Raw genomic sequence first — 12,542 nt, forward strand, 5'->3', positions numbered from 1 at the left:
CCGTATGCCCGGCAGCCCCCGGGAACGGACGGCCGTTTCACGGCCGCAGCGCCAGCACTTCCGCACCGATCAGGGCGGCCAGCCGGTCCGCCAGCCGGTGGTGACCGTGATCGGTCACCACCGTCACCACGGCGGTCGCGTCGTGCACGAACATCGTCACCGCCAGCGGGTGGCCGGGGCTGAGCGGAGGCAGCCCGGCCAGCCCGGCCAGCCGCGCGTCGCCCAGGACGAGGGGGCCCGCGTGCGTCGCCCCGCTGCTGCACAGAAGAGAGGAGTAGAAGGGGGAGTCCGCGTAGCGGCCGAGCACGTCGCCCAGCAGGCCGTGCCGCCGCGGCCGCGAGGCCACCAGCCGGGCCTGCGCCCGCGCCCGCTCCTTGAGCGCCGCGCGCCGGGTGAAGCCGTCCACCGCCGCCAGCCGCCGCCGGGCATCCCCGCCCAGGGGCAGCGGCACCCGGACCGTGGCGTAGCGGTTGCCCAGCACCGCCGCCTCCTCCGCCGTGCGCACGTCGACGGGCACCATCGCGCACACGCCCGGCAGCGGCAGCCGCCCCGTCACCCCGGCGGTGCGCAGCGCACCGGCCGTCGCGGCCAGGAAGACGGCGTTGACCGAGGCCCGCCCCGACGGCAGCGCGTCACGGGCCGCGCCCACGTCCGCCATGGACAGCCGGCTCCAGGCCACCGTCCGCCGGGAGTCCACCGCACCGTGGAACGGCAGCGGACGTCCCCGGGGCACCATGTCCGCCAGGGCCCAGGCGGCCCGGGGCGCGGGGGAGTCCGCCCGCGCGGTGGACTCCCGGCGCGACCGGGGCCCCGGCAGGGCCGGCGCCGCGGAGTCGAGCAGGGCGCGCAGCAGCGTGACGAGCGAGACGCCGTCGAGGAGCGCGTGATGGGCGCGCAGCAGCAGCGCGAAGCCGCCGGGGGCCGACAGGAGATGCAGCCGCCAGGGCGGCCGGCTCCCGCCGAGGGGCTGGGCGAGCAGCTGGGCGACGACCGCCTCCACCGGCGCCCCGGCGCCCCCCGGCCCCCTGACGACATGGGCTTCGGTGACGAAGGGGGGACCCTCGACCCATCCCGGCCACGCCCGGGGCCCGGCGGCCGCCACGTCCGGCGTCAGGCGCAGCCGGTCGTACGCCCCCCAGCGGTCCGCGACCCGTTCGCGCAGCGCGGCGAGCGGGGGAGGGGCACCGTCGAACCAGGCCATGACGCCGTCGGTCATGCAGATCGTCCCGCTGCTCTGGTGCCGGTACAGCCAGGCGTCCAGCGGTGGCATGGCCGCTCCCGCCGGCCGGTCGCCGACAGGGGCGGCCGGCGGGGCGAGAGCGGGCACGGGCGTGTGCGGTGTCATGGACGCTCCCTCATCCGCGGCCGCGGCGTGGCCGCTCCGGTCCCTCCGGCACTCATCGACCGGTCTCCGCCACGGCCCGGGCGACGGCCCCCGCCCCGTCCTCCCGCCCCAGCCGCCCGGCCAGCTCGACCGCGCGCCGGCCGAAGCGCTGATCGCCCGTGGCCCGCCGCAGGGCCCCCGCCAGCCGGCCCACGGTCAGGTCGGCGAACGGCAGCACCCCGGGGCTCACCCCCAGCCGCGCCAGCCTGGCGGCCCACCACGGCTGGTCGGTCAGCACCGGCACCGGAACCGCCGGCACGCCCGCCCGCAGGCCGGCCGCCGTGGTGCCGGCCCCGGCGTGGTGGACCACGGCGGCGGTGCGCGGCATGAGCCAGCCGTGCGGGAGGGGGCCGACGGTGATGACGTCGTCGCCGGCCACGGACAGCCCGGCCCAGCCGGACTGGACGATGCCGCGCAGCCCCGCCTGCCGCAGGGCGCGGACCGTGAGCTCACCGAGCCGGTCGGCGTCGCCGGGCATCATGCTGCCGAAGCCCACGAACACCGGCGGCGGCCCGGCGGCCAGGAAGTCCGTGACCGGCGCGGGCGGCTGCCAGTCGGCGCACTCGTGCGGCCACCAGTAGCCCGCGACCCGCAGGCCGGGGCGCCAGTCCGCCGGGCGGGGCACCACCGAGGGGCTGTAGCCGTGCCAGATCGGCCACCGCTCGCGCTCCCGCTCCCGGCGCAGCCGGTGGGCGCTGCGGTGGGACAGCCCGAGCCGGAGGTGCAGGCTGCGGTTCGCAGCGGCGTAAAGGGCGTCCAGCACGCCGTTCGCGCCGTGGGCACGCAGCCGGTTGGCGTACCCCGGCGGCCGCAGGGCCATGGTGCAGGGCGAGAACGCCGTGGTGGGCGCGTCGGGCTGGAGGAAGACGCCCATGCTCGCGATGCCGTGGTAGCGCGCCACGACCCGCCCGATCGGGGCGGCGATCGACGACAGCAGGACCAGGTCGGCCTTGGGGTCCAGCGCGGCCAGGATCCCGTCGACGAGCGCGAGCGCGGCCCGCTCGACCGCGCGTGCGAAGTCCAGCAGCACGCGCGGCGAACGGGCCGTGCCATGGGCCCGGCCGTGCACCCCCAGCAGCTCCTCGAACGGGTCCGCCTCCAGCGGCCGCATGCCCAGGCCGCAACACGTCACCGCCGGGCTGAACCTGGCGTGGGTGACGAGCTCCACCTCGTGGCCCTCCGACCGCAGCCGGTGCCCCAGGCCCGTATAGGGGGCCACGGAGCCCGTCGTGCCCGCTGTGATGATCTGGATGCGCATGTCCTCGGCCCTCCCGCCGCCCTGCCGGGACAACGACAGGGCCCCCGGACCGGATACGGCACCCGGCTACTTCGCCGCCCCCTCGGGCACCGGCAGCGGACCGGCCGCGCACGCCGTGTCGCGCCGCGGGGCCTTGTCCTCGAGGAGATAGGCCTCGACGATGCCGTCCACGCAGGTGTTCCCGCCCAGGTACGCGCCGTGGTCGCCGCCGCCGGTCACCGTGACCAGGCGGGAGCCGCGCAGGGCGCGGTGGGCCCGCAGGGCGCCCTCGTAGTGGGTGGCCGGGTCGTGCTCCGAGTTGAGCATCAGCGTGGTGGGCAGGCCCTTGCCGGTCACCTTCACCGCGGGCGCCGGGGACGCGGGCCAGGCCGCGCACACCGAGGAGAACGCGAGCTCACGGGCGCCGACGAGCGGCAGGTCGCGGGTGTCCTTCCCGCTCCTGTCCACCCAGTGGCCGGTGTCGCGGATCCACGGGGTGTCGTTGCAGGTCACCGAGAAGTACTCGGCGAGGAACTCCGGGCTCAGGTACTCGCCGAAGACCTTGCCCACCAGCTTCTTCTCCGCCGGCCCGGCGCTCTCCCAGCGGTCGAGCGCCACAAGGCCCTGGGCCAGCGCCGGGAAACCGTCCTTCGCGTTGTACATCGTGCGTATCGCGCCGTTGTCGAACTGGTTGGGACCGATGACCACGGAGCCCGCCGTCACCGGGTGCTCGCGCAGCGCGGCCCGCCGCCGCTCCCAGTTGGCCTTGGCCTCCGCGACCGTGCGCCCGTAGTGGTAGACGCCGTCGTACTTCGCCAGCCAGGGCAGGAAGTCCTGCTCGAACCGGCGCTGGAAGCTCTTGGGCTGGCCCGTCATGAACTCCTCCCAGCTGCCGTCGAAGCCGACGTTGCTGTCCAGCACGGCGCGCTCGACGCGCTGCGGGAAGAGCGTGGCGTAATAGGCGCCGATCATCGTGGCGTAGGAGGCTCCGTAGTACGAGATCCTGGGCGCGCCCAGCAGCGAGCGCAAGAGGTCCATGTCCCGCACCGTCTGCTCGGTGTTGAGGTACGGCAGCAGGTCCCCGGTGCGGGCCTTGCAGCTCTCGACGAACGCGCGCGAGTTGTCCAGCACGCGCCGGATCGCGGCGGGGGAGCGGTCGCGGTAGTCCCCGGCCAGGAAGTCGGTGAACTCCTGGTCGGTCTGGCACACCGCCCGGGTGCTGCGCCCCACCCCGCGCTGGTCGAAGCTGACCACGTCGTAGGCCGCCCCCACGGCCGGGGACGCGCGCACGACCCCCTCGGGCCGCATCAGCCCCGAACCGCCCGGCCCTCCCGCGGCCATCATCAGCACGCCGCGCCGCTTGCCCGCGTCGCCCGCCCGGTGCCGGGAGACCTCCACGGAGATGTCCGCGCCGGAGCCGGGGTGGTGCCAGTCGCGGGGCACGGTCATCGTCGCGCACTCCAGCGACGAACCCTCCGCGCAGGCCCGCCAGTCCAGCTTCTGGCCGGCGTACCGCGCGGGCACGGCCGAACCGGACCGGGCGGACGGGGCGGCCGACGCCGGAAGGGCGGTGGCGACGACGGCCGCCACCAGAGCGCTCGCGGCGACGGCCGCCCGCCGCTGCGACGACTTCCCGAACGTGAACATCGATCCTCCTGGGCAGTGTGAGTACGGCGTCGATACTTCCGCGCCGCCCGGTCACGATCGATCCCTTCAGTGCCCGTCCCGGAGGTGGCACTGGTGCCACCCCCTCACCTCACGTCCCACCGCCCGGAGAGAAGAGAAAGGACCGCCATGGACATCGCCGCACTGCGCGAGGACACCCCCGGCTGCGCGCACCGCGTCCACCTCAACAACGCCGGCGCCGCCCTCCTGTCCCGCCGCACCCTCACGGCCATGACCTCCCACCTCGAGCTCGAGGCCCGCATCGGGGGCTACGAGGCCGCCGGCGAGCGGCTCGCGGACATCGAGGCGACCTACGGAGCCGTCGCCGAACTCGTCGGCGGGCGGCCCGAGGAGGTGGCGCTGTTCGACAACGCCACCCACGCGTGGTCGGCCGCCTTCTACTCCCTGCGCTTCCGTCCCGGCGACCGGATCCTGACCGGCCGCTCGGAGTACGGCAGCAACGTACTGGCCTATCTGCAGGTCGCCCAGCGCACCGGCGCCGAGGTCGTGGTCGTCCCCGACGACGCCTCCGGGCAGCTGGACACCGCGGCCCTGGCCGGCCTCATCGACGAGCGGGTCAAGCTGGTCGGCGTCAGCCACGTCCCCACCGGCGGCGGCCTGGTCAACCCGGTCGCCGAGATCGGCCGGATCACCCGCCGGGCGGGGGTGCCGTTCCTGCTGGACGCCACCCAGTCCGTCGGCCAGTTCCCCGTCGACGTCGCCGGGATCGGCTGCGACATACTCTCCGCCACCGGCCGCAAGTTCCTGCGCGGCCCGCGCGGCACCGGCTTCCTGTGGGTCCGCTCCGGCATCCTCGACCGGCTCGAACCGGCCGTCAACGAGACGGCGGCGGCCGTATGGGACGGCAAGGCGGGCTTCACGTGGCGGCCGGGCGCGCGGCGCTTCGGGACGTGGGAGATGAGCTACTCCAACGTCCTGGGGCTGGGCAGCGCCGTCCGGCAGGCCCTGGAACTCGGCCTGGACGCCATCGGCGAGCGCGCCCTGGGCCTGGGCGCTGCCCTGCGGGAACGCCTCGACGCCGTGCCGGGCCTCACCACCCACGACCGCGGCCGCGAGCGGTGCGCCATCGTGACCGCCACGGTCGAGGGGTTCGCCGCCGACGAGGCCAAGGCGGAGCTCGCCCGGCACGGGATCAACGTGACCGTCACCACCCCGGAGACGTCGCTGTACCAGAGCGAGCCGCTGGTCCGGCTCTCACCGCACTACTACACCACCGAGGACGAGCTCGACCGCGCCGTCGCCGTGCTCGCCGGCCTCGCCCGGAGGGCTCAGCCCAGGTAGTCGATCTGATAGATGTGCAGCGTCTTCGTCTGGTGGCCCAGATAGATGACGACGAAGACCTCGTCGAGCACGAGCATCCGCATGATGCCGTCGTCCTCGCCGTACGGGACGGTCGCCGCGAAGGGGTCCGTGCAGGCGGCGGCGAGGACGTCGCTGAGCTGCGCGCTCACCGGCGGCGGGAGCGAGTCCCAGACGGCGGCTATCGTCGCATCGTATTTGAGCGCGTACACCCACCCAGGGTGTCAGTTCCAGGCGGCTCCGCGGGCGCGAACGAGGGCAGCGTCCTCCTGCACCTTTCGGGTGATGTCGATCCAGTCGCCCGGGACTTCGCCGCCCGCCGCCTGGGCCGCCGCCGCCTGCCTGCCGCGTTCGACCGCGGCGAGCGTGCGTTCGGCGATGCCCTGCCACTTCGCGAAGACGTTCAGCACCTCGTGCGCCGGGGCCCGGCCGATCTCACGGGCGAAGCGGCGGGAGAGGGCGGGACTGCCGAGGGCGTCGCGAATGCGCTCGATGCTCCACACCTGGCCGGTGTTCATGGGTCCTCCCCGCATAGGCGGCTCGACCGCCCAGAGTAGCGAAATCGCTCTCGCCGTATCAGGGGAACCGGAGTGGTGCCTGGGCACTGCCGTGCGAGCGACGCCGGCTACCGGATGAAGGCCACGCTGTGGAACGTCTGGTCGCCGTAGAAGCCGGACGGAAAGTACGACGCCGCGCCCCGGCAGTCGGGCGTGTCGTAGAGGTAGGCCGGGCGGTCGGTCTCGTTCCCGGTCACGCCCTGGGCGTCACCGACGGAGTAGCACCGCCCGTCGACGGGATCGGTCAGGTCGTGCGGCGCTCCGCCGCGCTGGGAGTGGTAGACGAACGTGCCCGTGGCCGCGTGGGCGTCGTGCGGTGCGAGGACGGTGAGGGCGGCGGCGAGGGACAGGGGACCGAGGACGCGCATCCGATGTCGCATGTCTCCTCATGCTGGGCGACCCCGGGCGGCGGCAGGGCCCTTCCGCGGGGGCTTCACCCGAACGATTCCCCAGGCGTCCCGTAGACCCGCCGGGCGTTGCCCGCCGCGATCATCGCCGCCACCCGCTCCGCGTCCCGGGCGTGCCAGGCGCCCTCCTCCACCCAGCCCGCCAGCAGCCGGGTGACGGACCGGCGGAAGAGCTCGGCGCCCACCACGTACAGCTCCGGCAGCCCGTAGGCGTCCGTGGAGAACAGCAGCTTCCCGAACGGGGTCAGCTCGGCCATCTCCGCCAGCACCGCCTCCGCCCGCACTCCGGTGTGGGACAGCGACAGGCCCACGTCGGCGTAGACGTGCGGGAAGACGGCGGCCAGATAGCCGGCGTTGCGGTGGTAGGGGTAGCCGTGCAGCAGGACCAGCGTGCAGCCCGTGGGCCGTACGGCCTTGACGAAGTCGGTGAGCAGCAGCGGGTCGCAGCGGTGCAGCCGCAGGTCGGGGTCGCCGAAGCCGGTGTGCAGCTGGAGCGGCAGGCCGGTTTCGGTGGCCGACCACAGCAGGTGGCGCAGCAGGACCGGGTCGGCCAGCCGCTCGCCCCGGGCCCGCCCGGCCAGCCACCGGCCGGCGGCGGCCCGCACCTCGGCCTGTCCGGGGGGCGCGGGCTCGAAGTCCAGGCCGTGGCGGTAGCCGACGACCGACTTGAAGCCCACGGCTCCGGCGGCGCTGTCCGCCACGGCGGTGGCGAGGCCGTCGAGGAAGGAGGAGACGTCGCCGGCCGCGTCCGCGGCCCGCTCCGCGAGCGGCTCCAGGCGGACGATCTCGTGGCAGGCGGCGCCGCCGCTCGCGGCCGCCAGTTCGGCGGGGGTGGTCAGATCGCCGGTCAGCCCGGTGTCCACCAGGTAGTCGGCGATGCCGGCGGCGCCGAGCAGCCGGCGCGTGGCCTCGGCCGGGCCGAGTTCCCGGCGGCGCTCGATGTACTCGTCCGGCGGGCAGTGCGGCTCGAGGCCGAGCAGCGGCGGGCACCAGCGGCGCACGGCGAAGCCGAGCTGGGTGTCGAAGAAGGTGGTGCCGGGCGCGGCGGGCGCGTCGGACTCGGTGAGGAAGGACGCGAAGGCCTCGGCGGAGAGCCCGGAGCGGGCCACGCCGTGGCAGTGGTGGTCCACCAGCGGCGGCACGTACGGGCCGGCCATGTCAGTACCGCCGGCGGGTGGCGGCCGCGACGTCCTTCGGCGCGAGGCCCTCGAACAGCTTCACCTCGCCCGCGCGGACGGCGGCGATCGCCTCGAACAGCGGGTCGCCGAGCGCCCTGCGCAGCAGCTCGGAGCGCTCGAAGTGCTCCAGTGCCTCGGCCAGGGACGTCGGCAGGCGCTCCTGCCCGCCGGTGACGGCCGGGTCGCCGGCCGCCGGGGGCGGCAGGCGGAGCCCGTCGTCCAGCCCGGCCAGCCCGGCGGCGATGACCGCGCCGGTGACCAGATACGGATTGGCCGCCGCGTCGAAGCACTTGACCTCGGCGTTGGCGGCCCCGGTGTCGTCGGGCGCGCCCGTGACGAAGCGCAGCGCGGCCTCGCGGGCCTCCAGGCCCCAGCAGCGGTAGACGCCCGCCCAGCGGGAGGGCTCGAGCCGCAGATAGCTGGCGGGCGTGGGCGCGCCCAGCGCCAGCAGGGCGGGCAGCTCCCGCAGGACGCCGGCCAGGAACGACTCGCACTCGTCCGTCATGCCGTACGGTCCGTCACCGCCCCGGCACAGGTTCCGCTCGTCCCGCCACAGGCTCAGGTGCAGGTGCGCGCCGTTGCCGACGCCGCCCGGCTCCACCACGGGGGCGAAGGAGACGTCGAGGTCGTGCCGCCGCGAGACCGCGCGTACGGTCTCGCGGACGAGGACGGACAGGTCGGCCGCGCCCACCGGGTCCGAGGGAGCGACCGACACCTCGAACTGGCCGGGGGAGTACTCGGGATGGATCTGCAGCACCTCGACCTGCTGGGCGGTCAGCGCGTCCAGCACGTCGCGGAGGTAGTCCGACAGCTCGACGACCCGCGTCATGCCGTAGGCGGGGCCGGAGCAGCCGTAGCGCGGCGGTTCGTGGCCGTTGGCGTGCATGACGACCCACTCGGTCTCGAAGCCCATGCGGAGCCGGAGCCCGCGGGCCGTCGCGGCGTCCGCCATCCGGCGGGCGAACTGCCGCTGGCAGGCGGCGTACGGGACGCCGTGCTGTTCGTAGCGGTCGACCGGGGCCCAGGCCCAGCCGGGCTGGGCGGCCAGGACGGTGAGCCGGTCCAGGTCGGGGAACAGCCGGAGGTCGCCGTCCGGGCCGCCGATGTGACGGCTGGTGACGGCGGAGTCGTCGACGAGGTAGACGTCGAAGCACGGCGACGCGCCGACGCCCCGGCGGGCGGCGTGCGCGAGCCGGCTCGTCGGGACGGCCTTGACGCGGGAGATGCCGGCGTTGTCCACCCAGGTGAGGGCGACGCCGCGGACATCCTGCGCGGTGAGCTGAGCGGCGGCCTGCCGGGCCGCCGATTCCGCCCGCTCCCGTTCCTGCACGGCCGCTCCTCCGCTCGAAGGCCCTCGGGGCCTGGGATTCTGGTCGGGATCTGCCCGTATTACACCTCACGCACGGCGCCGGGGGTGCGGATACGGCCACATGCGGGGCGCCCCCGCCCGGCGGCCGCCGGGCGGGGGCCGGAGGATCAGCGCAGGGAGGTGAGCTTCTTCAGGCCCGGGCCGGTCTTGTCGGCGGCGGCCGAAGGCTTGGCGCCGCAGTACTCGGCCTCGATCAGCGCGTCGAGGTCGCCCGACCAGTCGCCGTTGAAGTTGAACGCGGCGGTGTGGCTGCCGTCGGCGGTGGCGGAGGCGATCGAGGTGGAGCCGTGGATGCCGCCGCTGTGCATCCAGACCGTCACGCCGCACGAGAGCTTGCCGGAGGAGACGCCGAGGCCGTACCTCGCGTCCGGCGTGGTGTCGCTCACCGGCACGGTGGTGAGGAGCTCCCGCTGCTGGCGCTCGGGGAGCAGGTCGCCGCGCAGCAGCGCGCGGTAGAAGCGGTTGAGGTCGCCGGTGGTGGAGATGATCTCGCCGGCCGCCCCGCCCCAGGAGGGGTTGAGCTCGGTGACGTCGTGGATCTTCGCGTCCGGTGCGGTGGAGGACAGCTTGCTGTACGCCCTGCCGTGCGGGCCGGGCACGCGGCTCGAGGTCCCGGGCAGGGTGGTGGAGCGCATGCCGAGCTTGTTGATGACGCGCTTGTCGACCTCGGAGGCGTACGAGTGGCCGGTCGCCTTTTCGACGATCATCCCGGCGAGGACGTAGTTGGTGTTGGAGTAGTGCCAGCCCTTGCCCGGTGAGAAGTAGGGCTTGTGCTGCATCGCGGCCGCCACCAGCTGCCGGGGCGTGCGGGTCTCGAAGCGGTGCTCGGGGAAGCCGGTGGTGAGCTGCTCGAAGAAGGCGGGGTCCTCGGTGTAGTTGAAGACGCCGCTGGTGTGGTTGAGCAGGCTGCGGATGGTGATCCGGCTGCCGTCGTGGCCGTTGCCGCGCACGACGCCGGGCAGCCAGCGCTCGACGCTGTCGTCGATGTCGAGCCTGCCCTCGGCCTCCAGCTGGAGCAGCACCGTGGAGACGAACGCCTTGGTGATGCTGCCGACGCGGAAGCGGTCCTGGGGGAGCCGGTCGCGGCCGGTCCGGCGGTCGCCGACGCCGGCGGAGGCGTTCCAGGTGCCCCGCGCGTCCTCGGCCCGGCCGAGCACTCCGGGTACCCCGGCCCGTACCTGAGCCTCCATCACGGCCCGGGTGGCGGAGTGCCGGTCGCCGGCCCGGCCGGTGTCGGCCGAGGCGGTGGTGGTGAGGGCCGTGGTGGCCAGCGCCGTCGCGAGCGCCGCCCCTGTCAGTGCTCTGCGTACCGTCCGTGCGGTCATCTGCCCTGCCTCTCCGTACGAGGAATTCTTCAAGGGATCTGTACGTCCGGGAGGACTCCGTCAACGCCCCGGCCGTTGAGCGGGGGTTGAGGGGATTCCGGTGAGGGGGGTGGATTCAGCCATTGTTGTTATCGGACTGCCAAGTGCCGAGATGTCGTACTCCGCTCCGTAATCTCACTCGATCGACGGAATGCACCTCAGGTGAGTGACCGACTACGCTTGGTTTGTGGCGTTCTGGGGTCGTGCTGGCGTGCTGCAGCCCGTGGTGCGGGCTGTTGTCGTGGTGCTGGCTTCCGCCCTGATGATGCTGTCCGGCGTGACGTCGGAGTTCGTGGAGTACGCCTCCGCCCGGGAGAGGGCTCCCGCCTCGGCCCCGGCGTCGGACGGATCGTCCGACGACGCCGCGTGCGTGCCGGAAAGGCGCGTTCCCCGTCCGGGGAGGGCGGGGCGGCCGGTGGGCGGACGCCTGCCGGTCCTGACGGCTGCCGTCGCAAGTGCCGGGGGGCTCTCCGGCCGGCAGCCGTCGGCCCGGCCCGGCGAAGCCGCCGTCGCCCCCGGTCACGCCCGTCATTCCGTCCTGCGCTGCTGAGCGGAACCACGTCCCCCGCCCTTCTCGAGGGCCGGGGGCGTCGTTCGTGTACCCGGAATTCCGGCATGCCGGCAGTACGACAGCAGGAGTGACGTCATGCGCATCGATCCCGCGCGTGCGCTCGGCGCCTATGTGCGCGCCGAGGCCTACCGCGCCCACCGCCCCGATCCCGAACCGGAGCCCGCCCCCGTCATCGTGGAGGAACGTCCGGAAGCCCCGGCGTCCGAAGCGGGAGCCCACCGTCCGCCGCCGCGCAGGCCGGGGGTGCTCGCCCGGCTGCTCTTCCTGCGTCAGAAGTGAGGCCGCCGGGGGCGGGTCGCAGGGGGGCCGGAGCACCGGGAACCCCCCTGCGGGGTGACTTTAAGGTAAGGCTAACCTAATATCGCTTCCGTCCGGCGGGTTCGCCCCCGTGCGGACGACCCACCCCTGTACTTCTGACTGCTTTTCGACGCCCGGAGCCATCGATGACCTCGCCCAACCGCCTCCTCCTGTCCGCCCCGCGCCGCGCGGCCCAGGTTCTCGCCGCTGCGGGTGCGGCCGCCCTGCTCCTGACCGGCTGCGGCGCGGACTCGGACTCCGACAAGGGGAAGGGCGAGTCGAAGACCGAGGCGGGCGGGGGCGGCACCCGTACGGTCAAGGACGCGACCGGCACCGCGGTCAAGGTCCCGGCCAACCCCAAGCGCATCGTCACCCTCACCCAGGAGGACCTGGACGCGGTGCTCGCGCTCGGCATCAAGCCGGTCGGCATCACCAACGGCCAGGGCATGAACAAGCCCCCGGCCTACCTCGAGGACAAGGTCAAGGGCATCAACGTCGTCGGCAACCTGCTGCAGCCGGTGATGGACAAGGTCATCGCCGCCAAGCCCGACCTGATCCTCGCCGGTGACATGCAGGACCAGCAGGTCCTCAAGCAGCTGCGCGAGATCACCCCGGCCACGCTGGTCACCATGGCCCCGACCGATGACTGGAAGCTCTCCTTCCGGGGCATCGCCAACGCCGTCAACGGCATGGACAAGGCCAACAAGGTCATCGCCGACTACGAGGCCAAGGCCAAGAAGGCCGGCGAGGAGCTCGGCGACAACAAGGGCGCCGAGGTCAGCATCGTGCGCTGGAACCCCGACGGCCCGAGCTGGATGGAGAAGAAGCAGTTCGCCTCCGGCGTCGCCCTGGACATGGGCCTCAAGCGGCCCAAGGCCCAGGACAAGGACGGCAACGCCCACACCCCGGCGCTCAGCCTGGAGAAGATCAACGAGATCGACGGCGACTGGCTGTTCCTGTCCACCCTCACCGCCGACGGCGAGAAGGCGCTGAAGGACGTCCAGGAGAAGCCCGCGTACAAGGAGCTGAACGCGGTGAAGAAGAACCACGCCGTCACGGTGAACGGTTCGGTGTGGTCCACCCGCGGCGGCCCGCTGGCGAGCCTGGCCGTCATCGACGACATCGCCAAGGCGCTGAAGAAGTAGGTGCCGCGACGCCGAAGGCGCCGGGCGGACTCGACCAGTCCGCCCGGC

The 12,542-nt window shown here is 73.9% G+C and carries 13 protein-coding genes; 4 read left to right on the forward strand and 9 right to left on the reverse strand.

Annotation, left to right across the window (positions count from 1 at the left end; genetic code table 11):
- Window positions 1–37: 37 nt before the first annotated feature.
- The 3 genes from IE295_RS04485 to IE295_RS04495 all read right to left on the reverse strand — a co-directional run bounded on the left by IE295_RS04485 (window position 38) and on the right by IE295_RS04495 (window position 4,268).
- On the reverse strand, window positions 38–1,345 hold the full coding sequence (locus tag IE295_RS04485; RefSeq protein WP_190062075.1) for a wax ester/triacylglycerol synthase domain-containing protein: 1,308 nt from the start codon (window positions 1,343–1,345) through the stop codon (window positions 38–40).
- Between the two features lie 52 nt (window positions 1,346–1,397).
- A complete protein-coding gene (locus IE295_RS04490) occupies window positions 1,398–2,642 on the reverse strand; it encodes a glycosyltransferase (RefSeq protein WP_190062076.1) in 1,245 nt (414 codons plus the stop codon).
- Window positions 2,643–2,708: 66 nt separating this feature from the next.
- On the reverse strand, window positions 2,709–4,268 hold the full coding sequence (locus IE295_RS04495) for an alpha/beta hydrolase (RefSeq protein WP_190062077.1): 1,560 nt from the start codon (window positions 4,266–4,268) through the stop codon (window positions 2,709–2,711).
- 147 nt (window positions 4,269–4,415) lie between these two features.
- On the opposite strand from IE295_RS04495, the gene IE295_RS04500 reads away from it, so the two are divergent.
- Entirely contained in the window at window positions 4,416–5,588 is a 1,173-nt protein-coding gene (locus IE295_RS04500; protein ID WP_190062078.1) for an aminotransferase class V-fold PLP-dependent enzyme, read from the forward strand.
- Here the strand turns inward: IE295_RS04500 and IE295_RS04505 are convergent.
- The 6 genes from IE295_RS04505 to IE295_RS04530 all read right to left on the reverse strand — a co-directional run bounded on the left by IE295_RS04505 (window position 5,576) and on the right by IE295_RS04530 (window position 10,442).
- Window positions 5,576–5,818: a hypothetical protein gene (locus tag IE295_RS04505; RefSeq protein ID WP_086566072.1), complete on the reverse strand. Its 243-nt coding sequence runs from the start codon at window positions 5,816–5,818 to the stop codon at window positions 5,576–5,578. The two genes, IE295_RS04500 and IE295_RS04505, sit on opposite strands and share 13 nt — an antisense overlap.
- Before the next feature lie 12 nt (window positions 5,819–5,830).
- Window positions 5,831–6,124, reverse strand: coding sequence for a hypothetical protein (locus IE295_RS04510; RefSeq protein WP_190062079.1), 294 nt, complete (start codon window positions 6,122–6,124; stop codon window positions 5,831–5,833).
- A 107-nt stretch (window positions 6,125–6,231) separates the two neighbouring features.
- Window positions 6,232–6,543, reverse strand: coding sequence for a hypothetical protein (locus IE295_RS04515; RefSeq protein WP_190062080.1), 312 nt, complete (start codon window positions 6,541–6,543; stop codon window positions 6,232–6,234).
- Between the two features lie 53 nt (window positions 6,544–6,596).
- Window positions 6,597–7,727, reverse strand: a complete 1,131-nt coding sequence (locus IE295_RS04520) for an amidohydrolase family protein (RefSeq protein ID WP_190062081.1) — start codon at window positions 7,725–7,727, stop codon at window positions 6,597–6,599.
- A gap of 1 nt (window position 7,728) precedes the next feature.
- Window positions 7,729–9,078, reverse strand: a complete 1,350-nt coding sequence (locus tag IE295_RS04525; RefSeq protein WP_190062082.1) for a type I glutamate--ammonia ligase — start codon at window positions 9,076–9,078, stop codon at window positions 7,729–7,731.
- Between the two features lie 146 nt (window positions 9,079–9,224).
- A complete protein-coding gene (locus IE295_RS04530; RefSeq protein ID WP_190062083.1) occupies window positions 9,225–10,442 on the reverse strand; it encodes a serine hydrolase domain-containing protein in 1,218 nt (405 codons plus the stop codon).
- Window positions 10,443–10,668: 226 nt separating this feature from the next.
- On the opposite strand from IE295_RS04530, the gene IE295_RS04535 reads away from it, so the two are divergent.
- The 3 genes from IE295_RS04535 to IE295_RS04545 all read left to right on the forward strand — a co-directional run bounded on the left by IE295_RS04535 (window position 10,669) and on the right by IE295_RS04545 (window position 12,494).
- Window positions 10,669–11,031, forward strand: a complete 363-nt coding sequence (locus IE295_RS04535) for a hypothetical protein (RefSeq protein ID WP_190062084.1) — start codon at window positions 10,669–10,671, stop codon at window positions 11,029–11,031.
- 96 nt (window positions 11,032–11,127) lie between these two features.
- Entirely contained in the window at window positions 11,128–11,331 is a 204-nt protein-coding gene (locus IE295_RS04540; RefSeq protein ID WP_190062085.1) for a hypothetical protein, read from the forward strand.
- A 164-nt stretch (window positions 11,332–11,495) separates the two neighbouring features.
- Window positions 11,496–12,494, forward strand: coding sequence for an ABC transporter substrate-binding protein (locus IE295_RS04545; RefSeq protein WP_190062086.1), 999 nt, complete (start codon window positions 11,496–11,498; stop codon window positions 12,492–12,494).
- The last annotated feature ends 48 nt before the right edge of the window (window positions 12,495–12,542 follow it).

The sequence above is a fragment of the Streptomyces griseocarneus genome (assembly GCF_014655595.1).
GTDB lineage: Bacteria > Actinomycetota > Actinomycetes > Streptomycetales > Streptomycetaceae > Streptomyces > Streptomyces griseocarneus.